Source organism: Paenibacillus sp. MDV22-iso6 (genome assembly GCF_058408365.1).
Genome location: NZ_JBZVDZ010000005.1, coordinates 126,619 through 153,167 on the forward strand (window position 1 = coordinate 126,619; position 26,549 = coordinate 153,167).

The following is a 26,549-nucleotide window of genomic DNA, read 5'->3' on the forward strand; positions in this document are numbered from 1 at the left end:
TCCTTTATTCAGAAATCATGTTGTCCGCTTCAGCCACTTTTTCATAAATCCTCTGATTCCTGTCAAGGTTTCGGATCCCGGAGCAGCAGGTGCAGCCAAATAGTGATGTGCGAGTTTCTCTATATCCCTGGAAGCTTTTGCATTCGGATATGCCAGACTGTATGGCACTTGCCTTTTAACTGCCTTTACAACCTGAGCATCTTCGGAAATATATCCAAGCAGCGGGATATCGATCTGTAAAAATCTCTTTGCCACTCCAGCTATTTTATCCGCCACCCGTTCCGCCTCTTGCTGGTCTTCAGCCCGGTTAACGATCATCCGAAAGGGTGTGGCATTTTCCTGGCCATGCATAACTTTAACTAAAGCATAAGCATCGGTTATTGAAGTCGGTTCAGGTGTGGTGATGATCAGACATTCATCGGCTGCACCGATGAATTTCATATTTTCTCTGGAAAGTCCTGCTCCTGTATCAAAAATGACATAGTCCATCTCCTGTGCAATCTCTTCAACTTGTCCAGCAAAAAACTCCAGATCTCGATCTGACAATGAGAACAATTCTTTCATCCCCGAACCTCCGGCGATATAAGGCAACCCGCTTGCACCAAGCTGTATGATTTCCTGTATGGATTTCTGTCGGTATAACAGATGGTACAGATTATAAGGAGAAGAGGTTCCCATTAGGACATCGATATTAGCCATCCCTATATCTGCATCAAACACCAATACCTTTTGCCCCATTGCCTGTAAGCTCAGTGCAAAGTTAAGTGTAAAGTTGGATTTACCAACCCCTCCCTTTCCACTGGCAACGGTTATGATTTTGGAGGAGCGTGAGTCACGTCCTCTTCCCTCCACTCCGTTAGGCATGGAGACCATACTTCTGAGTGAGGCTGCCTGGTCCTTCATCGTACAAGCTCTCCTAACAATTGTTTGGTCAGCGAATCCGCATCAGGCTTGAGTAGATCATCCGGCACATTTTGTCCGTTAGCCACATAAGCAAGTTTAAGTGGAAAACGATGCAGCAGGTTAAACATCGGGCCACAGCTTCCGGTCTCATCCATCTTCGTAAAAATGACCTTATCCAGCCCATATTTGCTGAAATGCTCCGTTATTTGAACCATATCGGCACTTTTGGAAGTCATGCTCAAAACCAAAAAAGTTTCACTATTTTCCACAGGCGCGAGTAGGCTTTGCAGTTCTGAAACAAGCAACTCATTTCTGTAGTTTCTTCCGGCTGTATCCATGAAGATTAGATCACATTCCTCAAGACGGGAGATTGCACGTTGTGTATCACCTGGGGACTGTACGACCTCTAGCGGGACATTTAAAATGGATGCGTACGTTCTAAGTTGTTCTACCGCTGAGATACGATAAGTATCCGAAGTGATGAACCCTACCTTTCGCTGATAGTTGAACATCTGTTCAGCAGCCAGTTTGGCAATGGTCGTTGTTTTACCAACTCCAGTTGGCCCAGCTACATATACAATGCGTGTAGTTGGCAAAATACCCACGTCGATACGTTTCTCCAAAAAATGTGATATTTCCAGTTGCACTGCTTGAACGGCTTCTGCTTCATCTAATTCTTTTTCAGAGAGCTTCGTCTGAACAACATCAAACCAAGATTCCCATACTTCTGGCCAAATGTCTTGCTCCATCAACCTTTCTCGAAGAGCGTGGAACTCCTCTGGTAACGGATCTGCCGTTGCTCCTTGCTTAGACAACTTGGTCATCATCAGTTTGAGCTCCTGCAATTCAGACATCAGTTGGCCCTGCTGCGGATCGTTCGCCTGCTCCTGCTGCCCACTGGCAGATGTTAAACCCGAAAAATCCGCCCCTTGCGGTCGCGGTTTATGCTCGATACTCAAAGAAGATCTGCCGTTGCTCATGTCTGAACCGAGTTTACTCGATTCAGACACAGCTGTGGCATCCGTAGTTTTCTCTTGCACATTTTTTTCAGCGATACTGGCAGCCGCTTCGTCAGAAGCAACGACAAACGAACGAGCCGTTTGTCGATATGCCTCAGGTACAAATGCGCGAGGTACCGGTGTAAATTGGTTTTGCACTTGCTTTGTTGCCTGTTTTTTTTCTTCCTTATCCACTGCTGCTACAACTTCGATCCTTTTCTTACGGAACATCCCCAGCACACCGCCTACCTTGATTTCCTTGGTGGACAGAATGACGGCATCACTTCCCAGGTCTTTGCGAATTTGAAGCATAGCTTCGGGCATGGTCTCAACGACGTATTGTTTTACTCTCATAAGTTCACCACCCCGACACTTTGGATTTCAACATTCGGCTCCAACTCACTATAGGAAAGAACTGGTATATCCTGCATGGTGCGTTCAATCACCTGACGCAGATACATACGAATGGTTGGAGAAGTTAATACAACAGGCTGCTGGCCCGACTGGATCAATCGATTAACTTGTTCAGTCAACTTTTGATATACACTTTGTGTTGAAGCTGGATCTAATGCAAGGTAACTGCCTTGATCCGATTGCTGTACACTCTCAGCAATTTTCTTCTCTAGACCAGGTCCAACAGTTATTACTCTGAGCGTCTCCCCTTTTTGGGAGAATTGCTGGGTAATCTGACGAGATAGGGATTGTCTCACGTATTCCGTCAGCACATCTGGGTCTTTGGTATACGTTCCGTAGTCCGCCAGTGTCTCGAAGATTGTAACCATATCACGAATGGAAACTTTCTCACGCAACAACTTGGCGAGTACTTTCTGTACATCTCCGATGGACAGGACGGATGGGATGAGTTCATCCACCAGCGCAGCATAATTCTCTCTGAGATTATCCACAAGTGCTTTCGTTTCTTGTCTGCCAAGTAACTCATGCGCATGCTTCTTAATCAATTCAGTCAGATGTGTGGCTACTACTGAAGGAGGATCTACAACTGTATATCCTGCAAGTTCAGCTCTGTCTTTGGTTACTTCATCTATCCATAAGGCTGGAAGGCCAAAAGCTGGCTCTGTCGTTTCAATCCCTGTAACAGATTCTTCTTCATAACCCGGACTCATGGCCAGATAATGATTCAACAACAGTTCTCCGCCGCCAACAACATTACCCTTAATTTTGATAACATATTCATTCGGTCTTAATTGGATATTATCCCGAATCCGGATAACCGGAACGACTAACCCCAGTTCAAGAGCACATTGCCTACGAATCATAATGATCCGATCCAATAAGTCTCCGCCCTGCTGGTTGTCTGCCAGAGGAATCAAACCGTAACCAAATTCAAACTCAATAGGGTCAACCTGAAGAAGGTTGATTACACTCTCCGGACTTCTAACTTCTTCAATCTGCTGCTCCTCTTCCATTTGCTCCTCTGCCTCTTGCTTCTGATTCAGATTATTCTGCATCCTCCATCCAGCAAAAGCCAGCAAACCTGCAAGCGGCAACGTTGTAATAATATGAATCGGTGTGAAAAAACCGAGCATTGCTATTACAAAAGCTACAATATAAAGGAGCGTCGGGTATGTAAACAATTGTCCCGTAATGTCATCGGCCAAATTCCCTTCCGATGATGCTCTAGTTACAATAAGACCTGCTGCTGTAGATATCAGGAGTGCAGGAATCTGGCTTACCAGTCCATCCCCGATCGTTAACACAGAGTAGGTAGACAGTGATTCTGCAAAATCGAGACCATGAACCGTCATTCCGATGATAAATCCACCAATGAGATTAATCAGGAGAATAATGATGCTCGCAATAGCGTCTCCTTTTACAAATTTACTCGCTCCATCCATGGCGCCGTAGAAGTCAGCTTCGCGTTCAATTTTGGAACGACGTTCACGTGCTTGCTGCTCGTTGATCAGACCAGCATTCAAATCTGCGTCAATACTCATCTGTTTACCAGGCATCGCATCGAGGGTGAATCGTGCTGCGACTTCAGCTACACGCTCTGATCCCTTCGTAATAACGATAAATTGAACCACGACGAGAATCAGAAACACAATGAATCCAATTGCGATCTGTCCACCAGCTATCCAGCTACCAAAGGTAGCGACTACCGAACCTGCGTCTCCTTCTCCCAGAATCAGTTTCGTTGTCGATATATTGAGTGCTAATCGAAACAACGTCGTGATCAGCAACAATGCAGGAAAGATGGAAAATTGCAGTGCCTCTTTGCTGTTCATTGCAACAAGCAATATCATCAGTGCAATTGAGATATTGATGACAAGCAACATATCCAACAACCAGGTTGGGATCGGGAGAATCATCATCAACACGATGCCGATGATACCCGCAAGGACAGCTATATCTTTTGTTTTCAATGAATGTACGGCCTCCGATCCCTTGTTATTTCGTTCTGCCCTTTAATTTATATACATAAGCCAGCACTTCGGCTACCGCTTGAAACAAATCAGCCGGTATGGCGTCACCAATCTCGGCTCTCTGGAACAATGCCCGTGCCAGCGGCTTGTTTTCCATTGTAATGACACCGTGCTCTTTGGCAATTTCCTTAATACGCAAGGCAACGTAATCCTGACCTTTGGCTATAATCTGCGGTGCTTCCATCTCCGAGCCTTCATACTTAAGCGCAACGGCAAAGTGAGTCGGGTTGGTGATAATCACGTCCGCTTTGGGAACTTCCTGCATCATACGCTGCACAGCCATACGACGCTGACGCTCCCTGATTTTCCCCTTGATCAGTGGGTCACCTTCCATTTTTTTGTATTCGTCCTTGATGTCTTGCTTGGACATCCGAATGTTTTTCTCATAATCATACTTCTGATACATGTAATCGAATACTGCAAGTACCAGGAGCGCTACGGCAATTTTAATTCCCAAGTTTAAGGTAATCGAAGCAGCAAAATGAAGAATAGCATCCAGTGAAAAATGTGATAGTGAAGCAATATCTGATTGGTAACTTGTGATTGTACTGTAAACGAGAAAACCGATAATTGACATTTTTAGAATCGATTTAGCGAATTCCACCAAAGAACGGAGAGAAAAAATATTTTTGAACCCTTTGATCGGATCCAACTTCTCAAGTTTTGGCTTCAAACCTTCCCCTACAAGAAGAAAACCAACCTGCATGTAATTAACGATTAACGCAACAAGTACCGCACCTAGCAAAGCAGGAGCAAGCAACAGCATTATCTCGATACCATATCGCATCATCAGAGCGACAACATTCTCCCCGGTGATCTCCATACTGAGTCGATTTATGAAGATGTCCGTAAACAGTCGAACTATTCGTTCTTTATAAAAGTTACTGAACATCATCATGATCAAAAACGTGAATAGGAGAATGGATGCGCCGGACAGTTCCATACTTTTGACAACCTGTCCTTTTTTTCGCGTATCCTGTCTTTTTTTCGGGGTAGCCTTCTCTGTTTTTTCCCCAGCAAACATCTGGAGGTCGAGTTGATATTTCATTCGAATCTTGTCCTCCGTTTCACTCAGCCCGGCCTCTGTCCAATGGTCCCAAGCAAGTTTTCCATGGATCTGAACATTACTTCGAACAATTGACTAAACACAAAGGCAAAACTGGGAACCAGCAAAAGCAAAATAGCAAGCCCTACGAGTACTTTCAGTGGCATTCCGACGGCAAATACGTTAAATTGAGGAGCCGTCTTCGCCAAGAATCCCAATCCTACATCTGTCAAAAACAGAGCAACTACAATCGGCGCAGACATCTGAAAAGCCAACATAAATGATTGACCTAAGGTACGCACCAAAAATTCAGCAATACTTCCATCTGCCAATCGTAGAAAGAATACATTCGACAACGGAATCCAGCGATAACTATATACAATGGCATCGAGCAGATAATGATGTCCGTTCATTGTCAGAAAGAGCAATACCGCAAAAGCATATTTGAAGTTACCTGTAAGTGGTGCAGAAGCACCTGTCATTGGATCATATACGTTGGCCATACCAAAACCAATCTGAAGATCAATAAAAGTTCCAGCGGTCTGTATAGCCGTCATTAACAGATAAGCAACAAAGCCTAAGAGCAAGCCAATCAATATCTCTCGGATAACCAGCAGGATATAACTCAGATCTGTAGGTACAACCTGGTCTATGCCGTATACCATATACACCGTAAAGGTTACGAATGCCGATAAACCAATTTTAAGAGAATTCGGCACATTCCGAGCCGAGAAGACCGGCGCAGTTACAAAAAATGATGCTATTCGACAAAACATAAGCAGAGCGACAGGAAAACTTTGCAACAATGTCTCCATCTGCAACAGCCTACCCTATGTATCTGTATAAATTATCGAGAATGTTATACGTGAAATCGACCAGTATATTCAATATCCAAGGACCAAACAAAAGTACTGCCAGAAGTACAGCAATGATTTTAGGCACAAAGGCCAGGGTTTGCTCCTGAATTTGAGTGGTTGCCTGAAACACACTGATAATGAGTCCTACAACCAGAGCTAGAATAAGCATGGGTGCGCTGGCCAGCAGTGAAGTATAGACCGCTTTCCCGGCCAGACCGATAATAAACTCCGAAGTCATGACCGTCCTCCTTTAATATGCCGGCTCAAGTGTTAAAACTCAGCAACAGTGACTTCACGACCAGATACCAGCCATCGACAAGTACAAATAACAGTATTTTGAAAGGTAATGAGATCATGACAGGTGGAAGCATCATCATCCCCATAGCCATGAGTGTACTCGCAACTACAATGTCTATAACCAAGAATGGAATAAAGATCATGAATCCCATCTGGAATGCTGTCTTCAACTCACTGATTGCATATGCCGGTACCATCACAGTAATCGGAATATCCTGGTATGTGCTTGGCTTTTCGGTTTGATTGTACTTCATAAACAGCAATAGGTCTTTCTCCCTAGTGTGAGAGAACATAAACTTCTTCATGGGATCCGCAGCTTTTTCCAACGCTTCGGTTTGTGTGATGTCTCCCTTGAGATAGGGCTGAAGCGCTACCTGATTGATGGACGACAACGTCGGTGACATGATGAAAAGTGTCAGAAAAAGTGCTAAACCGACCAGCACCTGATTGGGTGGCATTTGCTGCGTACCCAAGGATGTCCGCACAAAACCGAGAACGATAACAATCCGTGTAAAACTGGTCATCAGTACCAGCAAGGCTGGTGCGATACTAAGTACTGTGATCAACAGGATAATGGACAGTGAACTCGTACTTGGTGTACCCCCATCCCCGTTACCAATTTGAATATCAATATTCGGAATCGGTTCGGCAAAGGCAACAGTGACCGAGGCCAGACTGATGAGTCCTATGAAAAAACACGCCAACCAAATCTTTTTCTTCATGAATCCCTCGACCGATCTGTAGTATTGTCTTCTTCCAGGACCTTCTCCATCTTCTCTTTACGGTTAGGCATCTGCCGAAGTTTAGATTCAAACAGTTCGTGAAAAGAGGTTGTATCCTCGAGTTCCATTTCCCGTGGCGGTTCATCTTTGCGCAAGCGGGCTGCCAGCTTTGCAATGAGAGGCGAAAGGCTTCCCTGTTGAGCTGAAGCATCCCGTTCAAATGAATCAATGATTCGCTGTGCCTCTTCAAGATCCGAAACCTTATCCACCAGCTGTATGTCATCACCCACGCCGAGTAGATAAACACTACCGCCAATTTCTATAATTTGCAGCGACTTGTTTGGTCCCAGTCCGACCCCACCCAAAATACGAATTGTGCCGTTCCGGAACCATCGCTGATTCCGTTTGTTCAGAAAACGAATCAGATAGACTATAAGAACCAGAATGACGGCCAGGACAACAATCACCCATACAAGCTGAAAATAATAATTGACTCCCGTGCCCACATCATCTGGAATCTTATCCTGAGCCATCATCATGTCTCTTAAACGCCCAGCGTTTTGCTGATTGCTTCGATAACGCGGTCAGATTGGAACGGTTTCACGATGAAATCTTTAGCTCCAGCTTGGATTGCATCAATAACCATCGCTTGTTGACCCATCGCAGAGCACATAATCACTTTTGCGTTAGCATCAATTTTTTTAATTTCTTTCAAAGCTGCAATACCATCCATCTCAGGCATGGTAATATCCATTGTGATCAGATCAGGACGAAGCTCCTTAAACTTCTCAATTGCTTGTGATCCATCCTGTGCTTCGCCAACGACCTCGTATCCGTTTTTGGACAAAATGTCCCGGATCATCATTCTCATAAATGCAGCGTCGTCCACGACTAAAATTCGGTTTGCCATCTTGATTCAAGTCCTCCCTAAATTGTGCTTATTGTAATTTCTGAATTCGGTCCCATTGGCTTACGATATCTATAACACGAACACCAAAGTTTTCGTCAATTACGACAACCTCACCTTTGGCAATCAACTTGTTATTCACCAAAATATCGACAGGTTCACCGGCCAGCTTGTCCAGCTCGACAATTGAACCTTGTGACAGTTCTAAAATATCCTTAATTTGCTTCTGGGTCCTTCCTAATTCTACGGTGACTTTAAGGGGAATGTCCATCAATAAATTCAAATTGTTTTCGTCTACCTGGCCGAACGCCCCATTTTGCAAATTGGCGAATTGAACCGGTTGTACGTTTACATTCCTATTCGGCACACCGCCGTAATGCTGCGGTACACCATAAGGTTGCTGCGGAGGCATGCCATACGGCTGCTGTGGCGGCATTCCTTGCGGCATCCCCATTGGAGCCTGTCCATAGCCATTATAATCTTGAACAGGCGGCTGTTGTGCCTGTGGCGGTACCTGTTGCTGAACCGGAGGTTGCTCAGGGGCAACCGGTACTGCTGCCGGTACTGGCTCTGGAGTAGACGCAACTGGTGCACTAGCAGTAGACTCTTGAGCCCCTCCAATCAACATCTCTACCATTTCTTTGGCAAAATGCACTGGAAGCAGCTGCATAAGATTGGAATCAATCAGGTCACCAATCAACAGACGGAATGATACCTGGATCAACGTCTCATCTTCTGGAAGATTGCTGACTCCCTCACCACTTTCCATATTGAGAATATCAATTCCCGGAGGAGAAATATTCACGAAACGGTTAAAGATTGTGGACATGGAAGTAGCAGACGAACCCATCATCTGATTCATCGCTTCCTGTACTGCACTGATATGGATTTCATTTAGTTCTTCATCAACCGGATTTCCTTCGCCGCCAAGCATCAGATCAGCTATGACTTGAGCATCCCGTTTTTTGATGACTAGCGAGTTGATCCCTTCAAATCCATCCACATAATTCACATGTACTGCAACGTGAGGTTTAGGAAAGGCTTCATCAAACTGTGTCCGACTGATGATGGACACCTTAGGTGTTGTAATATCTACTTTTAGGCCCAATAGCGTGGACAAAGCTGTCGCCGCACTACCAAAAGTAATGTTACCAATTTCCCCCAAGGCATCCTGTTCCAGCTCGGTCAAAAAATCATCAACTGTTTTCTCAGCCGGTTCCGAACTGTTCATCGATTCCGATTGTCTGAGCAAAGCATCGATTTCTTCTTGGGATAAATAATCCTTACTCGTCAAATTCTTCAACTCCTTCGGTGACAATCTTGTCTATTTGCACAGCCACACGATCCTTGATCGTTCCCGGGCTACCCATGTACTTCAGCCTGTCTCCAACTTTAATGGACAATCCCTCATCAACTGGTTTGTTCAACGTAATGACATCGCCAACAGACAGACCCAAAAATTCAGCAATCGAAATCCTGGATTCTCCCAACTCCGCAACGACGGGCAATTTGGCTTTGTTCACACGCTCTTTGAGAGCATCATATTCTTCCGGAGCTCTCGTCTTTTTCTCCGAAACAAACCACTGATGAGTCGACAACCGAGACATAATAGGTTCAAGAACGACATGCGGGATACACAAATTGATCATGCCTGTGGTGTCACCGATTTTGGTACTCAGTGAGATCAAAGCAATGGTCTCATTAGGAGATACAATCTGCATAAATTGCGGATTGGTCTCCAGTGCTTCCATCCTTGGAGAAATATCCAACACCGTCTTCCATGCTTCTTGCAAACTCTCAAATGCACGGCTGAAAATCCGCTCCATAATCGTCGTCTCAATTTCCGTCATCGATGCGATCTTTGTCGGTGCATTTCCTGTTCCGCCAAGCAGACGATCCAGCATTGCATAACCCACGTTGGGATGAACCTCCATCACCATCCGTCCCTGTAATGGCTCCGCCTCAAATATGTTTAAAATCGTCATCTTCGGAATAGAACGGATAAACTCGTCATAAGGCAACTGTTCAACCTGAACGACATTGATCTGAACGAACGTCCGCAGTTGGGCTGAAAAATAAGTGGTGAGAAAGCGTGCAAAATTTTCGTGAATACGGGTCAAGCTTCGAATATGATCTTTGGAAAAACGAACCGCCCGCTTAAAATCGTACGATCTAATTTTCTTTTGAGTTTCTTCCTTTTTCAATTCCTCGGCATCCATCTCACCAGAAGAAAGGGCAGCTAATAGGGCGTCAATCTCATTTTGTGATAATACATCCACCATGTTCTCACCCCCTTACAGATTTACAGCGTGTCCTGTTCATTATATTGGTGCTGTCAAAAAAGAAGAAAAACTAGTACTGGTCAGCTTACCTTCCGGCAAAGCTTCATTAATAAGTTCGGTCAATTTTTTATTAAATTGAATGCGACCTTTTGCTGTAGCCAGCTCATCCGACTTGGTATCCGCAAAAGTCTGGATGATGATAGGCTTCACCGTGATTTCCTTGATTTTCTCAAAATCTTCTTTAGCCTTTTTGTCGGACAATTTGAAAGAAAAACTTACAACTACAATATGGTCTATATCAGCCAAATTGGTTTTAATTTCTCCAAGCTCTGAGGAAACTGCAACAATCTCATCCGCAGTCATCTTCTTCTCTGCAGCAGCGGCTGCCGTATGTGTATCATTCTTATTCCCGTTCTGTCCTTGCATAAATACAAACACAACCACCACAATGAGTGTTATAGCTAGCAAGCTTGTTGCAAGCCATGGCAACATCTTTTTCATCAGGACTCCTCCGTTTGCTGCACTTTAATAGTGGCTGCCTGAACCCCGATTTCACGGTTGTAATCTTTAATTTTGGAAATAACCTCATCGGCCTTCTCAAGCACAATAAGTCTCTTTCCGGTTACCAGAGTAATATACGTGTCTGGTGTCTCTTCGACAATTTCAACCATCAGCGCATTTAACCACATGGGAGAACCATTTAACCGCGTAACCGAAATCATGCTAAGCCCCCTCGATCAGAGTGGAGGAGCAAGCTCCCCCACGCATTAAAAATTGCTAATCAGTTATTAACGTTTCAGGTTAACAACTTCCTGAAGTACTTCATCGGACGTTGTAATAATACGTGAGTTCGCCTGGAATCCACGTTGAGCCACGATCATCTCTGTGAATTCACCTGTTAGATCCACGTTGGACATTTCAAGTTGTCCTGCAATAACGGAGCCTGTACCAAATTCAGTACTATTGGCAGTGACAATTTCGAATTCCCCGTCAGCATTGGCATTTGCAGTAATACGATACAAGTTACCACCGATTTTTTCTAGACCTTCTGGATTTGTTACTTTCCCTATGCCCAGTTGTGCTCCAGCTTCAGTTGTTCCATCATCCATCGTCTGGTTGATAATTCCATCTTGACCAATAGTGAAAGAAACTACCGCTTCATCCAATGTGATAGGTTCTCCACCACTATCAACAACGAACAGACCATCGGATGTCACGAGGTTACGGTTAGCATCCACATGGAAATCTCCTGCACGGGTCAAAAAAGGAACTTCTTGTTCTCCGCCTAGGGTCACCAGGAAGAAACCATCACCATTGAGACGCAGGTCGGTTGGATTATTAGTTGTCATTGGGCTGCCCGCAAGATGCAGCGTATCAATCGATCCTACCGATACACCCAAACCAATCTGCTTTGCATTTACACCACCGTTATCATCTCCAGGCGCTGTTACCCCCGCCGTTGTTTGGCTCATAATATCTTTGAACATAACACGGCTACCTTTAAAACCAACCGTGTTCACGTTCGCAATATTATTACCGATAACATCAAGTTTCGTTTGAAAACCCCGCATCCCGGAAACGCCTGAGTACATTGATTTCAACATTTTTAAAAATCCTCCCAGCCTTAATTTGGTTACCGCGTCAGTCGGTCAGCGGCATTCCGGCTCCCGAGAAGGGCCAGCCGGTCAAGAAATGATTACAGCACTGTCAATCTGGGTGAATACATTATCCTTCATGCTTTCACTATCCATGGCTGTAACGACAGTACGATTTTTGACATTAACGATAAAAGCCATATCTTTCATCAAAATCAAGGATTCCTTGGCTCCTTTGGCAGCAGCCTTATCCAGGGCAGTTCCAATCTGCTGCATCTGCTCAGTCTTGAGTTCAATACCCCGCTGTTCCAACCTTTTGGCAGCATGATTACTCAATTTCAGGAGGTTGTCTTCCAATACCTGTGCAAAAGGGCGTTCAGGTACATTAGACGTTTCTCCTGCTTTGGAGCGATTATGCAAATTCGGTGTAATTGGACCTGTATACAGTTGGCCTACTGTTATCCGATCACTCATAACGTGTTTCCGTTATCTTCAGGCTGTGCTGATGGTTCTTGTTCATTGGTTTCGTTCGTTTCAGCTGAATCTTCAGCGTTCTGAACAGGATTTTCATTTTCCTCAGCCTGTGTTGGATTGGTTACCTGAATAATTTCATCCAGCTTAATTTCGTCTTTGCCCACTTTTGCGTACTGAACACCATCTCGTACGATAATAGAATCCACAATACCTTGACGGAGTGTTCCGTTATCCTCTTTATTAGAAGAAAGCCAACTGATCTCGCGGCCAATCATGCCAGACACTGTCCCAAGAGACTGATTCAAAGTCTTGAGCTGAGACGAGATATTCACCAGTTGTTCTACCGAACTGAACTGAGCCATCTGAGCGATAAATTCCTTATCTTCCATTGGCTGCATCGGATCCTGATTTTGTAGCTGAGTGATCAATATTTTAAGAAACTGATCCTTGCCCAGCTCTTTTGTTGCAGCGCTTGTTGTAGCTTTATTCGCTGCCGAATAGTTAGGCCAGGTATTATTGGTAGAAATCGCTTCATTAGCCATATTTTCACCTCATTTCTATTTAAGCTTCTGCTGTAAACGTGTCTCTCCGCAGGTCGTTGGCTTCCTCATGTTCACTACGCCAGTTGCGCAATTCTTCATGGAGAGTTGCTGTAGTTACAGCATCATCCGATTGTTCTTCACGTTCGCGTGAGCGACGTTGCTGCTGAGAATTGCTTCCTGGCTGGCGTCCCCCATCCTGGTACATTTGTGAACCAAGTGAGCTGTTCTGAGTAACTTCAAGTCGTTCCACTTGAATGCCTTGAGCTTGAAGCGAGCTACGCAGTTGCATCATTTGCTGTTCCAGCATGTCTTTCGCCATCGTATGCTCAGTCATAAACCGTGCAACCAATTGTCCGTTTTGCAAAGTAATTTGTACATCCAGCTTACCTAGATGCTCCGGACGTAGTGAGATAGTTGCCTCTGAAAAACCCTTTTGCTGCACGATATCCAGCTTGTTCACAACAAATTGTGTCATCTCTTTTGCAAACTGGGATGCTTGCATGACAGGTTCAGCCGGTTTACCCGCTGATGTACCTGATGAACGTAAGGACAACTCTCCTGCCGTAATGATACTTGAATGGTCCACTTCTCCTACTTCATTCGCTGTAGGTGCTGAATCCGTTTCAACTGAAACTTTAGGTCCAGTATTTGAAGCGGCCGCAACAAGAACTTGTGGTACCACTGAGTCTTGCTTGGATGTTTGAACGGGATGCGTTGGAGCCACTTGCACAGCCTGGTCCTTAGTCACCGCTAATGTATCCAGAATGGATTTAAGTTCATTCCACCCTTTGTTAAGACTGGTGTCAACGCCAGCATCTTGCAACTGACTTTGAAGAGATTGAAGCAGGTGCTTGAATTCTGGAGCGTTCTTGACAACAGTACTATCAGGCTCATTCATACCCGCAATTAACTGTGTAAGCACATCCTGTAATACAAAGCGCACTGCTGCTGGATGTTCCGCCAGATCAATTGCTGATGCTGCATTACCCGCTTCACTTGTAGGCTCATCAGAACCTTCGGCTTGAGTACCAGGATTAGCATCTAATTGAGCATACATCTGCTGAATCAGACTTTGTAAATCCCCTAGTAGTGACGGATCATTTTCCAAAGCTTCATCTAGTGAATCCAAATCTGCGAATAACGAACTCAAGATATCGGTGATAGATGTTTGTTCTCCATCTTCACTAGCTGCAAAGGTAAACATAAGCGGATTAGCTGTTAAGCTCCCTGCTGCAGCCGAGCTGTTCTCCCCCGTTGCACCACCATTCAATGATTGGGCAAGAGTTTGTAGAAAATCACCGCTACCAGCAGTTGCACCTTTGGAACCAGTTCCAGCTGTCTGAGCTGCTCCTATTGTCTTGGCGGATGATGTGGATGTCATTTGATATACAATCGACATTTATTTTCACCTCCTCTCCTTAATAAAACAGACGCTACTAATCTTACTTGTTACCCATTAATTTATTTAATATTTTTGCAGTTTCAACTGAATTTTCAGTCGACATATTTTCAAGCAATTGAGACCGTGTAGCATCATCTACAGAATTCAAAATGGTCAAGGTTTTGTCCGGACTCAGCTTATAAGTTTCGAGTAACAGCTTGGCTCCGCTAGAGGCCGACATGGAAGCAAACGTTTGACTAAGCTGATTTTTATCCAAATTTTTGGAGTTAGTCGTAGATGCCGTAGATGTAGTTGCAGTCTCTTTCTTCAAGCGGGATTGCAGTGCGTCCAGGGCCAGATCACCGGATGGTTTTGCATCCTTCATCATCATCGTGACATCAGCCGCTGTTTTTGGGTCCATCTTTTCCAGCACCTTAGTTCGTGCAGCCGATTGCATCGCACTCAGAAGCAGCACCATCTCTTCGTTCGTCATATTTTGCAAAATCGGCGCGGCCTTACTGGGACTCATGTCCGCATACATCTTAGCCAAATCTTTAATTTGTTTCTGATAATCAGACTCGGTCTCTGGATTCCGCACAGCGGTTTCAACCGCTTTTTCCGCATCATCCAATTTCTTTTGCAAATCACTTGCTTTTTTCGCCTCTGTGGTCGTGGCATCCTTCGCTGCTTTAAGCTCTGTTTCTTTCTCGCTTACTTGTGCCTTCAGCTTATCTATTGTCGCTTCTGCACTCTCGACCTGCTGCTCGCTCTTCTCCAGTTTCTTTTTCTCCGGATCTAGCACAGGATCAGGCACCCAGTCCTTTACGATAGGAATTTTGTTAGCTACTCCAAGCAGGTTGTTGCGAATATCTACATTAAATAGAGTGAGCAAAACACCCAACAAAACCACAGTGAACACAATTGGGATTGAAATCATCAGAAACTTTTCCCAACCGCCGCTCGACTCTTTTTCCATATCTGTGTCTTTAACAGCCATTGTTCTTTCCTCCTTCACGAGACAACTTCGCGTCCGGCCACATCAATTCGCGCGTCCGGCTTTGGCAGCGAAGCGTACAGTAGCCATCTCGTCCAGATCGTTCTGTTCCCGGAGGAGCATCTCCTGCTGAAATTTGATTTTGGCCTTGTCTCTCGCCCCAAGCCATACTTTTTCGTCCATCATTTTGCCATTCAGAAACGTTTGATTCCGTTGCACATTGACCTCAGCATGTCTGACATCACTACTTTTGCGTGAAATGCACTCGTCAAGGTGATGGACATACCGCTGCATCTCCTGCAAGCTGGATACGGAAGCCGTACTTTCCGTAGCAGATTGAATGACATCAATCAATTCCTTTTTATCATTCAATAGTTGTAAAAGATGCTCTTCCTCAGTCTGAAGTTTCCCGATCGCTGTGGATAACATCCACTCCGCTTGCGTTTTTTCATTGCTTTTCAGGTCAACAACCTTCTGGAAATGATATCGAAATTTCATCGTTTACCCATTCATCTCCTTGCAAATTCAAGAATCAAACGTTCCTGCACTTCACTCAGCGTTACTTTTTCATCGACTTTCTGCCTTGTAAAATTCCAGATGCTATCAATCTGGTCTATCGATTCATCAATGGCAGCATTTGAACCTCTTTGATAAGCCCCAATGTTAATTAAATCCTCTGATTCCTTGTACACAGCCATCAGTCTCTTCATATTATTAACGGCTTCCAGCTGCTCTTCAGGAGCAATATCCTTCATAACCCGACTAATGCTCGCAAGCACATCAATGGCAGGGAAATGACCTTTGTTTGCGATGGACCGATTCAGTACAATATGACCATCCAAAATACCTCTTACCGCATCTGCAATCGGTTCGTTCATATCATCCCCGTCGACAAGGACGGTGTAAAAAGCAGTAATCGAACCTGTGGGTCCAGTCCCCGCTCGCTCAAGCAACTTGGGTAAACTCGCAAAAACAGAAGGAGTGTATCCTCTCATTGCAGGAGGTTCTCCCACGGCAAGTCCCACTTCCCTCTGTGCCATGGCATAACGTGTAACGGAGTCCATCATCAACATGACATTCATGCCTCTGTCTCTGAAATACTCCGCAATCGTAGTTGCGATGACCGCGCCCTTGATTCGAATCAGAGCAGGTTGATCAGAGGTAGCGACAATAACGACAGATCGTTCCAGTCCTTCCGGACCCAGATCCCGTTCAATAAAGTCACGAACCTCACGGCCCCGCTCGCCTACCAAAGCAATTACATTGACGTCTGCTGCTGTATTGCGGGCGATCATACCCATAAGCGTACTTTTACCAACACCTGATCCGGCAAAAATACCGACCCTTTGTCCTTTGCCAACCGTCAACAGACCGTCAATGGCTCTCACACCTACACTCATCGTTTCGAGTACCCGTGGTCGGTCCATCGGATTCACTGGCCTATTGGATGTGGAGTACATCGGCATTCTGGAGGGTAACAAGGAACCGTCCAAAGGTTGTCCCAATCCATCTAACACTTTACCAAGCAATTCTGATCCAACCTGTACCCCAAGTGGTTTACCCGTTCCGACCACATCACACCCAGGACCAATGGATTGAAGTTCACCAAGTGGCATGAGCAAAACTTTGTTATCCCGAAACCCGACAACCTCTGCCTGAAGTGGCTTGGCAGATTTTCCAGGGTAGATGTAACATACATCACCAATGCTGGCATCCGGACCTTCCGACTCAACCATAAGACCAATGACCTGAGTGACCTTACCGTTAATGCGAACGGGATCAAATTGCTTAAGATGTTCCATGTATCGCTGTGAGCTAAGAATCTTCATGTTGATTTTTTCGCCCCTCATCCTCAAGTGCTATGCGGATCAGTTCTTTTTTAATTTCAGCGAGCTGGGTATCAATTCTGGCATCTACGCTTCCAAACGACGACCGTATAACACATCCCTTATCTTTTACCGTAGCATCAGGCAAAATCTGCAATTCTGCCTGAGAGTCAATTGCCATAGCCAACTCTTCACGTGCAGCCTGCACAAAAGCAAATTGATCAGGTGCCACACATAAGGTGATCATCCCCTGTTCACGTTTGCGAGACAAACTCTGACGAATTAGTTCAAGCGTGTGTTCTGGTTCAACCGAAAGTTGTTTGTCAATCACCTTCTCAGCGATACCACAGGCGAGATCCACAAGGAAAGGCTCTGCTTCCTGAATAATCTGATCTTTGGCAACGTAAGCTTCTTCAAGCACCCCGCGTGCTTCCTTCATCATCTCTTCGATCTTCACCTGGAGATCCAGTTCAGCCTGTACTTTGCCTTCTTCAAAACCCTGCTGGAAACCTTGTGAACGAAGAGCTTCAGTCAGATGTTCATCCTGCTGACGCTGCTCCTGCCACCAGCTATCTATCTGTTCACGGGCTTCTTGAAGCAATCGCTCCGCTTCCTCCGAAGCATCACGTACCTGCTTTTCTGCAAACTCCTTGGCATCCTCCAGCATCTCCGCGGTAAGACGTTGTGTTTCTTCGTCCACGCGTGCCTGAAGCATCTCAGCTTCAGAACCTTCAGCTCGTTCACCATCTAACTCCGCATCAGACTCCGGTCCACCATAATGATGATGATTTTCGAGTCGTTTGCGGTCATCAACCGGTACATACTGGAAAGATTTAATCAAATTAGACAATGATATCATCTCCTCCACCGCGAGCGATAATGATCTCACCAGCTTCTTCCAATCTACGGATCGTTCCTACGATACGGGTCTGAGCTTCCTCAACATCACGCAACCGAACGGGTCCCATGAATTCCATTTCTTCCTTGAATGTCTCGGACATCCGTTTCGACATATTTCGGAATATAGCATCCCGTACTTCTTCGCTCGCCACTTTGAGTGCCAACTGCAAATCTGCGTTGTCGATATCCCGGATAATACGCTGGATCGAACGATCGTCCACATTGACGATATCTTCGAATACAAACATGCGTTTTTTGATTTCTTCTGCAAGTTCCGGATCTTGAATTTCCAACGAGTCGAGAATAGTACGCTCCGTACCACGGTCGACGCCGTTCAAGATCTGAACGATGGATTCGATACCACCCGCATTTGTATAATCCTGCGTAACAGTAGAAGATAATTTCTGCTCGAGCACCCGTTCCACTTGAGAAATGACTTCTGGAGACGTACTGTCCATAACAGCAACTCTGCGTGCTACATCGGCCTGCTTCTCTTGTGGTAACGAGGACAAGATTGCTGCTGCCTGCTCAAATTGCAGATACGATAATACCAGAGCAATCGTTTGCGGGCTTTCGTTCTGAATGAAGTTCAATATTTGATTCGGATCCGCCTTACGCGCAAAGTCAAAGGGTCTAACCTGCAGCGTAGCTGTCAAACGGTTAATAACTTCAAGTGCTTTTTGCGACCCGAGTGCTTTCTCCAGAATTTCTCTCGCGTACGTAATACCGCCCTGAGAGATATATTCCTGTGCCAAACAGATCTGGTGAAACTCAGACATAATCATATCTTTTTCAGAAGCATCCACTTTGCGAACATTGGCAATTTCCAACGTCAGTTGTTCGATTTCCTCGTCCCGCAAATGTTTGAAGATTTGAGCGGATACTTCCGGACCTAATGTAATCAACAAAATTGCTGCTTTTTGTCTTCCAGTCAGACCTTGACTGCTTGCCTTCGCCAATGCGTTCACCTCTATTCGTCAGCCAGCCACGTACGCAGCAGATTGACGAATTCGTCTGGCTTTTTCTTGGCCAAACTCTCCAATTGTTTGCGCACTTGACTTTCGTTCGTTACACTGTCCAACGTAATGGACGGAAACTCTGTTGCTACTGGAAGAGGAATGTCCTCTTCTTCTATTTCGTTTTGTTTGCGACGACGGCGCACTAACAAAATAACAACCGTTGCAATCAATGCTGCCACCAGTGCTCCTATGCCCCACATCATTCCGGTGGAAAGCTTGAAGCCTGTATTTGTTGCCGCAGCAGTCTGGAAACCTTGAGACATTACCGAAACTTTTTTGGCCAAGTCTGCGTCACTTATTACAGTGCCTGAGTCCGCCAATGATGCACGAACAATGTTAACCAAAATATTTTCAATTGCATCCTGAACCGGAGCTTGTAATTCTGTTTGTCCTGCCGGTGGTTCAACCGCAACGTTAATGGTTAAATCTTTTACAGTGTATGGACTAGAAACGATATCTTTAACAATTCGGTTGACATCGTAGTTTTTGGTGCTGGATGTTTCCTCCGAGGTTGAGTTGCCTGATGCATCCGATGATGGATAACCCGGAACTTCCTCTTGACCTGTGCCAGCAACACCGCCTGTCGGATTGCTTGCCCCAGTGTAACTCTTTTGAATCTCTTGCACACTAATCTCGATGCCTTTCATATTATCTACATCGACCGGTGTGACCAGGTTTTCTTTCCGCGTTTCCTTGTCAAAATTAAGCTTGGAAGCAACCAGAACATTGACGTTCTCGTCACCCACAATCTGCGAAAGAAATTGTTTCACATTATTGCGAACATCATTTTCGAATTTCTTCTGTAACGCCATGTTTTCTTGGACTTCAGAAGATAATCCCCCGCTACCACCTCGGGCCGTAGGAATCAGTTCCGCTTCATCCGTGTTCGTAATCGTTATGTTTTCAATAGGTAGATTGGGAATGGCTGTTTTGACCAAATTAAAATATCCATCTACCGCAGCCTGATTGGGGTGATAACCCGGTTTAAACTGCAGGGCCACTGATGCTGATGCTTTATCCTGCTCTTCTAGGCCAGCAAAGATATTATCTTTTGGCATATTGACCAGTACTTTAGCATCCTGTATGCCTTGCATCCGTTGAAGCAACTGCTCCACTTCTCCGTTCAATGCGTTGTTATACTTCACATCGAACTCTTTATCCGTCATCCCAATTGGAGATGATGACTCCTCAAAAGACTTATATCCTAATGAACCATTCTGAATAATTCCTTGTGATCCGATATTTACTTTTGCAATAGCAACATCCGTGCTCGGTACAGATATGGTCTTACCGTCTGCACTTAATTTGTATGGAATACTGGAGGAATCAAGATAACTAATGACGCCTGCAGAGTCACTTGCATTCAAATCCGTGAAAGCAACTTCATATTCCGTCTTTGACAATTGCATGGTTAGTACAACTGCAGCCAAAATTAAAAACAGGAATGTGGAAATAAATAATACTTTTTGCTTTTTGCTAAAACTATTCCAATACTGGGATGCCTTATCCCTGTATTGGGCAATTCTCTCATTCACTCTGTCACCCCATCCGAAACTTTGCTTGGTCTGTCCCTCCGCAATCTCTATAGGTTCTAAAGTTTAACGGTCAGGAGCAGCATCGCAGCTGCTTGTTGTAGTAATCAGCGCTGTTGTCGAAGCGCATTTAAGTCAATTTACAATTGCGTACGCATAATCTCCTGATATGCTTCGACTACTTTGTTTCGGACTTGAGTCGTAAGTTGAAGACTCAACAGGGCCTGTTCAGAAGCGATCATCACCTGATCAACGTTCACTTTTCCAACCAGGAATTGGTTTGACATTTCATGTGCTTGGGTCTCCTGTGCAGCTACAGACCCTAGCGCATCCTGTAGGTATGTACCGAAGCTCTGAATGGTTTCGGCTGGTGTAGATGGTTTACTTTGTGCCGTACTTTGCATCTGAAGCGGTTGAATCCCCTGTGTGCTAAACATGTTGTTCTGAATCATTAATGTCCCTCCCTTTCATTTCTGTTCTTTGGTTTTATGGATATTTCCACCTTTAAGCCGTTAACTAGGCTCTTCCAATCTCCAATGCTTTGGATATCATTGCTTTGGTTGAGTTCAAAGCTGTGACGTTTGCTTCATATGAGCGTGAAGCCGAAATCATGTCCACCATTTCTTTCGCGATATCCACATTAGGCATATACACATACCCCTCAGCGTTGGCATCCGGATGTGTAGGGTCGTAGACCGGTTTCAGAGGGGACTGATCTTCACGAATCTCCGACACTCTAACTCCCTCTCCAGACCCACCGCTTTTCATCTGATTTTGAAGCAAGCTGTTGAAAGAAGTTTTGTTAGGTTCAAGCACAACCATCTTGCGCTTGTAAGGAACTGCCTCGCCGTTGGTTACACTCGCGCGCGTCGTCTCCGCGTTGGCAATGTTGGAAGATATAACGTCCATCCGCAAACGCTGAGCCGTTAGAGCCGATGCACTAATACTGAAACTGTTACTGATGTTCACCTAAGTTATCTCCCTTCGACTCCAACACGCATCATTTTGATCTGTTCATTCACTTGCTGAATATAAGCGTTGTAACGCAGCTGGTTCTCCGCCAGAAGACTCATTTCTTTGTCTACATCGACGTTGTTCTGGTTGTTATTCATGGATGTTGACTGGTCCATATTAACTACTGGTGTAGGTATGGAAGAGGAAGGACCTATGACAAAATGCCTTGAATCCGTTACTTTTCCTTTAAGAACAGGCATGTCTCCATTCATTTGTTCCTGCAGCATTTCTTCAAAAGCAACGTCCGAACGCTTGAAATACGGGGTGTCCGCATTCGCAATATTGTCAGCAATTGTTCGTTGTCTAATGTTGGAGGCATCGAGTGCACCTTGTAACCTTTGAAAACTAATATCATTCAAAAGATTCATAATCGCCCTCCTCTCTTTAGAAATTATGGAAATAGATTCAATCTTTTTCCGTCAGGATGCTTATGTTTTTTCGACAAAAAACATTCGCTTTTACACGGTTTTCTAGGACTTAAGTAGAATTAACTCTGATGTTGTCGTATAACATAAGTTTCTTCGAGATTGGGATATATTACAATAAGAAAAAAGCCCTATCTTTTCTGAAAGACAGAGCTTTTTGTGTATTTTCTGCAAATTATGAATTTTTTCGTAAATGTTGGGGCCCAAAACAAAAATAAGCTTAAGTGCTCGATATGAGCTCTTAAACATTCTTAAAATTTATACTATGCTTCTATACGATTCAGTACATCATAATAATACAAACAAGGAATCCATCGTAAAGCTTCAAACGATTTCCTATTAGAAAAATTTACCGATATAATAAGCTTTTTTATAATTTCCCTTAGAAACTTTTCTATTCTATGAAATTGCTAATTGACAAAATATCCGTTTCGAATTATTTGTTTCAGCTTAATATCTAAAACACTTTTTTAACATTTAAACAGAGCAAGCTTATTTAAATTTCACAAGAATATTTTGTCACATCCGCAATACCATCTCATTCACTTTTTGCGCATTTATGCAAATATTTCTCAAGCTTCTGATTAAACCGATAACCAGACTTGGAAAAACAAAATCCTTTTATTGGAATTTATAGAATTATCAAATATGTGTTGTAAGCACGTCTTTAGGGTTTAATTACATTATCTCTGCGGCACAAGTCCTAGATTATCTTTCATCTTATACAACTCCATCTTTTTTATCGGTTGCGATACGGCATTATATTAGGATAAAACAAAAATAAACGGCATACATCTGGATCGAATAAAGTCTTCTACAGTCAGAACCAGGACCAAATATCCTATTTCCGTGTAGTTGTTTGATCTTTATTCATCCATTGTATACCGTCATCCAACCTACAATCACACCATGAACAGAGCTCTACACCTGTGTTACAAGATATATTGACTTAAATCACGATCAAGTGCAATGTCATTCAATTTCTCACGTACATATTCCGGAGTGATTACCATACGCTCCAGCGTAAGTTCTGGCGCTTCAAAAGACAGATCCTCAAGAAGTTTCTCCAGAATAGTATGCAAACGCCGTGCACCGATATTTTCCGTATTCTGATTCACGTTCTCAGCCAGCTTGGCAATCTCACGAATGGCATCATCCGAGAATTCAATCTCAATATTCTCTGTACGCAGCAAATCCACATACTGCTTGGTTAACGCATTTTTAGGTTCCGTAAGGATTGATACAAATTCATCAAGCGTCAGGCTGTTCAGTTCTACACGGATAGGGAAACGCCCCTGGAGCTCTGGAATGAGATCCGAGGGTTTGGCTACGTGAAATGCACCGGCTGCCATAAACAGGATGTAATCCGTTTTGACAGGGCCATACTTCGTCATTACCGTAGATCCTTCCACGATTGGCAGAATGTCACGCTGTACACCTTCACGGGATACATCGGGACCGCTACCGCGCCCTTGACTGGCCACTTTATCAATTTCGTCAATGAATATGATACCTGTCTGTTCCGCCCGGCGGATGGACTCCTGAGTAACATCATCCATATCAATCAACTTGCCCGCTTCTTCCTGAATCAATACTTTGCGAGCTTCCTTAATCGCCAGTTTACGTTTTTTGGTACGACGTGGCAATAAACTACCAAACATCTCCTGCATGTTCATCCCCATCTGATCATTTCCTTGACCAGCGAACATGTCCATCATGTTTGGCGTGGTATCTTCCACATCAATCTCGATAACGTCATCTTCCAGCTTGCCAGATAACAAATCAAATTTGATTTTACGTCGCCGTTCAGCTACTCCCGTATCCGGTTCCTGCTCATCGGTTTCTGGCGTGTTGTTGCCATTATTCCCAAAAATCATTTCGAACGGATTCCGCTGATTTTTGGATTTGGATTGTGAAGGGGCCAAAATATGTACGATCCGCTCATTGGCAGCCTCTTCCGCTTTGTCCTTGACCTTTTCTGTACGTTCCAGCTTGACCATCCGCAGCGATGTTTCAATTAAATCACGAATCATAGATTCCACATCACGGCCAACATAGCCCACTTCCGTGAACTTCGTAGCTTCCACTTTTACGAATGGAGCTCCTACCAACTTAGCCAGTCGGCGTGCAATCTCAGTTTTACCAACACCAGTAGGTCCAATCATCAGAATATTTTTAGGTACAATATCATCTTGGGTATTTTCGGGCAAAAGGCTACGGCGATAACGATTGCGAAGGGCGACCGCTACCGATTTTTTAGCCTGTTTTTGACCTACAATGTACTTATCAAGCTCTGCAACGATTTGTCTTGGCGTTAACGCTTGAGTATCCATATAGCTTCCCTCCTACCAGTATGTGAACCTTGTTTATGAGATAGAACGTTATAAATTTTACCTACAAGGACAAAGAATCTCCACGAAGTAACTGGAGCCGATTTAATCATCATGCCCCATCACGGGAGATTGCTTTTCTTACAACTCTTCAACAATTATATTATTGTTGGTATATACGCATAACTCTGAAGCAATCTGGAGTGATTCACGAGCAATGTCTTTTGCTTCCAGATCCACTGCATGACGTTTTAACGCACGTGCAGCAGATAACGCGAAGTTTCCTCCCGAGCCAATAGCGATAACATCATCATCCGGCTCGATTATTTCGCCACCACCAGAAATCAGCAGCATACCTGTCTTATCCATAACAATAAGGAGTGCTTCCAGTTTGCGCAAAATCCGATCCTGGCGCCAATCCTTGGCAAGTTCTACCGCTGCACGCTGCAGATTACCATGATGTTCCTCCAGCTTGCCTTCGAATTTCTCAAACAAGGTAATGGCATCCGCCACGGAACCGGCAAAACCGGCGACAACCTGTCCACGATACAAACGTCTAACCTTTTTGGCTGTATTTTTCATCACAACACTTTGCCCCATGGTCACCTGACCATCACCGGCAATGGCTGCTTTGCCATTATGACGAACTGCACAGATCGTTGTAGCATGAAATGACATATCCATGATATCAGCCTCCTCCCACGATTAATTTACACGCGTTCCGGAACGGTTAGACCTTCTGCTGCTGCAAAACGGGCAATGCCGTCCAGTGCACGCTGCGCAAGTGCTTCATTTTTTTCCTTTTTGTTGCGTATTTTAGTTTCCAGCTTCGGCAGCAATCCGAAGTTTGCGTTCATTGGCTGGAAGTGTTTGAAATCAGCTGTTGTAATATATTGTGCCATACTGCCCAGCGTGGTCTCCACCGGCAATACCACCAGTTCCTGTCCAAGCGCTGCTTTGGCTGCATTCATACCCGCGATCAAACCGGATGCCGCAGATTCTACATAACCTTCTACTCCCGTCATTTGACCTGCAAAGAACAGGTTCGGACGCTCTTTGAACTGATACGTTGGACGAAGCAGTTTGGGAGAATTGATAAATGTATTACGATGCATAACGCCATAACGGACGAATTCCGCATTTTCAAGTCCAGGGATCAAAGAAAAGACACGCTTTTGTTCTCCCCACTTCAGATGCGTCTGGAATCCGACCAGATTGTACAGCGTTCCTGCTGCATTGTCCTGTCTAAGCTGAACAACAGCATGAGGCAGTTCTCCAGTATGCGGATTGACGAGTCCTACAGGTTTCATCGGACCAAACAAAGCCGTTTGTTTACCACGTTTCATCATGACTTCAATTGGCATACAGCCTTCGAAGTAAATTTCTTTCTCAAACTCTTTCAGTTGAGCAACTTCCGCTGTGATTAACGCTTCATAGAATACATCGAATTCCTCTTCTGTCATCGGACAGTTCAAGTACGCTGCTTCGCCTTTGTCATAACGTGAAGCCAGATAAACTTTATTCATATCAATGGAATCTTTTTCGATAATTGGCGCAGCCGCATCATAGAAGTAGAAGTATTCTCCACCCATAAGAGCCTTGATTTGCTCTGACAATGCTGGTGAAGTCAAAGGCCCCGTTGCAACAACAACGATTCCGTCTTCCGGCAAAGAAGTCAGCTCTTCATTAACTACTTCGATGAGTGGATGCTGATGAAGTGTAGATGTGATCTCGCCTGAGAATCCGTCCCGGTCCACAGCAAGTGCTCCACCTGCTGGAACAGCATGACGGTCTGCTGCACCCAATACCAGAGAATTAAGCATTCTCATTTCTTCCTTCAATACACCAACTGCGTTAGTCAACCCATTCGCACGAAGCGAGTTGCTGCATACCAGTTCTGCAAATTTATCTGTATGGTGAGCCGGTGTTTTCACAACCGGTCTCATCTCGTATAGTTTTACGCGCACACCGCGACTTGCGATCTGCCAAGCTGCTTCTGTTCCTGCCAACCCGGCACCGATAACGGTTACTTGTTGTTCATTCGTCAAAATCATTTACCCCC

29 protein-coding genes are annotated in these 26,549 nt (G+C 44.6%); all 29 read right to left on the bottom strand.

The window, feature by feature from the left end:
• Positions 1-15: 15 nt before the first annotated feature.
• Positions 16-903, bottom strand: a complete 888-nt coding sequence (locus tag AC4PM4_RS15600; protein WP_269055956.1) for a MinD/ParA family protein — start codon at positions 901-903, stop codon at positions 16-18.
• The gene (gene flhF, locus AC4PM4_RS15605; protein WP_072732406.1) at positions 900-2,255 is read right to left on the bottom strand and encodes a flagellar biosynthesis GTPase FlhF; all 1,356 of its coding nucleotides are present in this window, start codon (positions 2,253-2,255) and stop codon (positions 900-902) included. Before flhF ends, AC4PM4_RS15600 begins: the two co-directional genes overlap by 4 nt.
• The gene (gene flhA, locus AC4PM4_RS15610) at positions 2,252-4,285 is read right to left on the bottom strand and encodes a flagellar biosynthesis protein FlhA (protein WP_063566397.1); all 2,034 of its coding nucleotides are present in this window, start codon (positions 4,283-4,285) and stop codon (positions 2,252-2,254) included. The genes flhF and flhA overlap by 4 nt, the downstream gene beginning before the upstream one ends.
• 25 nt (positions 4,286-4,310) lie before the next feature.
• The gene (flhB, locus tag AC4PM4_RS15615) at positions 4,311-5,393 is read right to left on the bottom strand and encodes a flagellar biosynthesis protein FlhB (RefSeq protein WP_063566398.1); all 1,083 of its coding nucleotides are present in this window, start codon (positions 5,391-5,393) and stop codon (positions 4,311-4,313) included.
• A gap of 23 nt (positions 5,394-5,416) precedes the next feature.
• The gene (gene fliR, locus AC4PM4_RS15620) at positions 5,417-6,205 is read right to left on the bottom strand and encodes a flagellar biosynthetic protein FliR (RefSeq protein WP_063566399.1); all 789 of its coding nucleotides are present in this window, start codon (positions 6,203-6,205) and stop codon (positions 5,417-5,419) included.
• Between the two features lie 10 nt (positions 6,206-6,215).
• Positions 6,216-6,485, bottom strand: coding sequence for a flagellar biosynthesis protein FliQ (gene fliQ / locus AC4PM4_RS15625; protein WP_024630226.1), 270 nt, complete (start codon positions 6,483-6,485; stop codon positions 6,216-6,218).
• 25 nt (positions 6,486-6,510) lie between these two features.
• Positions 6,511-7,266, bottom strand: coding sequence for a flagellar type III secretion system pore protein FliP (fliP, locus tag AC4PM4_RS15630; RefSeq protein ID WP_063566400.1), 756 nt, complete (start codon positions 7,264-7,266; stop codon positions 6,511-6,513).
• The gene (locus tag AC4PM4_RS15635; protein ID WP_371121409.1) at positions 7,263-7,802 is read right to left on the bottom strand and encodes a flagellar biosynthetic protein FliO; all 540 of its coding nucleotides are present in this window, start codon (positions 7,800-7,802) and stop codon (positions 7,263-7,265) included. The genes fliP and AC4PM4_RS15635 overlap by 4 nt, the downstream gene beginning before the upstream one ends.
• An 8-nt stretch (positions 7,803-7,810) precedes the next feature.
• Positions 7,811-8,176 (bottom strand): response regulator, encoded by a 366-nt coding sequence (locus tag AC4PM4_RS15640; protein ID WP_017689175.1) that lies wholly within the window; start codon positions 8,174-8,176, stop codon positions 7,811-7,813.
• 28 nt (positions 8,177-8,204) lie between these two features.
• Positions 8,205-9,467, bottom strand: a complete 1,263-nt coding sequence (fliY, locus tag AC4PM4_RS15645; protein WP_063566402.1) for a flagellar motor switch phosphatase FliY — start codon at positions 9,465-9,467, stop codon at positions 8,205-8,207.
• Positions 9,457-10,455, bottom strand: a complete 999-nt coding sequence (gene fliM / locus AC4PM4_RS15650; RefSeq protein WP_024630222.1) for a flagellar motor switch protein FliM — start codon at positions 10,453-10,455, stop codon at positions 9,457-9,459. The genes fliY and fliM overlap by 11 nt, the downstream gene beginning before the upstream one ends.
• A gap of 39 nt (positions 10,456-10,494) precedes the next feature.
• On the bottom strand, positions 10,495-10,956 hold the full coding sequence (locus AC4PM4_RS15655; RefSeq protein WP_072732402.1) for a flagellar basal body-associated FliL family protein: 462 nt from the start codon (positions 10,954-10,956) through the stop codon (positions 10,495-10,497).
• Entirely contained in the window at positions 10,956-11,177 is a 222-nt protein-coding gene (locus tag AC4PM4_RS15660) for a flagellar FlbD family protein (protein WP_024630220.1), read from the bottom strand. Before AC4PM4_RS15660 ends, AC4PM4_RS15655 begins: the two co-directional genes overlap by 1 nt.
• 66 nt (positions 11,178-11,243) lie before the next feature.
• Positions 11,244-12,059: a flagellar basal body rod protein FlgG gene (flgG, locus tag AC4PM4_RS15665; RefSeq protein WP_072732401.1), complete on the bottom strand. Its 816-nt coding sequence runs from the start codon at positions 12,057-12,059 to the stop codon at positions 11,244-11,246.
• An 81-nt stretch (positions 12,060-12,140) separates the two neighbouring features.
• Complete coding sequence (locus AC4PM4_RS15670; RefSeq protein ID WP_063566405.1) at positions 12,141-12,524, bottom strand: TIGR02530 family flagellar biosynthesis protein; 384 nt, start codon at positions 12,522-12,524, stop codon at positions 12,141-12,143.
• On the bottom strand, positions 12,521-13,066 hold the full coding sequence (locus AC4PM4_RS15675) for a flagellar hook capping FlgD N-terminal domain-containing protein (RefSeq protein ID WP_063566406.1): 546 nt from the start codon (positions 13,064-13,066) through the stop codon (positions 12,521-12,523). The genes AC4PM4_RS15670 and AC4PM4_RS15675 overlap by 4 nt, the downstream gene beginning before the upstream one ends.
• Positions 13,067-13,085: 19 nt before the next feature.
• Entirely contained in the window at positions 13,086-14,465 is a 1,380-nt protein-coding gene (locus AC4PM4_RS15680) for a flagellar hook-length control protein FliK (RefSeq protein ID WP_491614019.1), read from the bottom strand.
• A gap of 43 nt (positions 14,466-14,508) precedes the next feature.
• On the bottom strand, positions 14,509-15,444 hold the full coding sequence (locus tag AC4PM4_RS15685; protein ID WP_072732399.1) for a MotE family protein: 936 nt from the start codon (positions 15,442-15,444) through the stop codon (positions 14,509-14,511).
• Between the two features lie 42 nt (positions 15,445-15,486).
• Complete coding sequence (gene fliJ, locus AC4PM4_RS15690; protein ID WP_072732398.1) at positions 15,487-15,939, bottom strand: flagellar export protein FliJ; 453 nt, start codon at positions 15,937-15,939, stop codon at positions 15,487-15,489.
• 11 nt (positions 15,940-15,950) lie between these two features.
• Entirely contained in the window at positions 15,951-17,270 is a 1,320-nt protein-coding gene (fliI, locus tag AC4PM4_RS15695) for a flagellar protein export ATPase FliI (RefSeq protein ID WP_072732397.1), read from the bottom strand.
• The gene (locus tag AC4PM4_RS15700; RefSeq protein ID WP_064639069.1) at positions 17,257-18,117 is read right to left on the bottom strand and encodes a FliH/SctL family protein; all 861 of its coding nucleotides are present in this window, start codon (positions 18,115-18,117) and stop codon (positions 17,257-17,259) included. The genes fliI and AC4PM4_RS15700 overlap by 14 nt, the downstream gene beginning before the upstream one ends.
• On the bottom strand, positions 18,110-19,126 hold the full coding sequence (gene fliG / locus AC4PM4_RS15705) for a flagellar motor switch protein FliG (protein WP_063566412.1): 1,017 nt from the start codon (positions 19,124-19,126) through the stop codon (positions 18,110-18,112). Before fliG ends, AC4PM4_RS15700 begins: the two co-directional genes overlap by 8 nt.
• An 11-nt stretch (positions 19,127-19,137) precedes the next feature.
• Entirely contained in the window at positions 19,138-20,721 is a 1,584-nt protein-coding gene (fliF, locus tag AC4PM4_RS15710; RefSeq protein WP_064639070.1) for a flagellar basal-body MS-ring/collar protein FliF, read from the bottom strand.
• Positions 20,722-20,858: 137 nt separating this feature from the next.
• Complete coding sequence (gene fliE, locus AC4PM4_RS15715; protein ID WP_024630209.1) at positions 20,859-21,170, bottom strand: flagellar hook-basal body complex protein FliE; 312 nt, start codon at positions 21,168-21,170, stop codon at positions 20,859-20,861.
• A 64-nt stretch (positions 21,171-21,234) separates the two neighbouring features.
• Positions 21,235-21,687, bottom strand: a complete 453-nt coding sequence (gene flgC, locus AC4PM4_RS15720; protein WP_072732395.1) for a flagellar basal body rod protein FlgC — start codon at positions 21,685-21,687, stop codon at positions 21,235-21,237.
• A 5-nt stretch (positions 21,688-21,692) separates the two neighbouring features.
• Positions 21,693-22,100 carry a flagellar basal body rod protein FlgB gene (gene flgB, locus AC4PM4_RS15725; RefSeq protein WP_053783790.1) on the bottom strand — a complete coding sequence of 136 codons (408 nt, stop codon included), beginning with the start codon at positions 22,098-22,100 and terminating at the stop codon, positions 21,693-21,695.
• A gap of 989 nt (positions 22,101-23,089) precedes the next feature.
• Complete coding sequence (gene hslU, locus AC4PM4_RS15730; RefSeq protein ID WP_063566415.1) at positions 23,090-24,490, bottom strand: ATP-dependent protease ATPase subunit HslU; 1,401 nt, start codon at positions 24,488-24,490, stop codon at positions 23,090-23,092.
• Positions 24,491-24,628: 138 nt separating this feature from the next.
• Positions 24,629-25,171: an ATP-dependent protease subunit HslV gene (hslV, locus tag AC4PM4_RS15735; RefSeq protein WP_024630205.1), complete on the bottom strand. Its 543-nt coding sequence runs from the start codon at positions 25,169-25,171 to the stop codon at positions 24,629-24,631.
• A gap of 26 nt (positions 25,172-25,197) precedes the next feature.
• Positions 25,198-26,541: an FADH(2)-oxidizing methylenetetrahydrofolate--tRNA-(uracil(54)-C(5))-methyltransferase TrmFO gene (trmFO, locus tag AC4PM4_RS15740; protein ID WP_491614020.1), complete on the bottom strand. Its 1,344-nt coding sequence runs from the start codon at positions 26,539-26,541 to the stop codon at positions 25,198-25,200.
• Positions 26,542-26,549 lie beyond the last annotated feature (8 nt).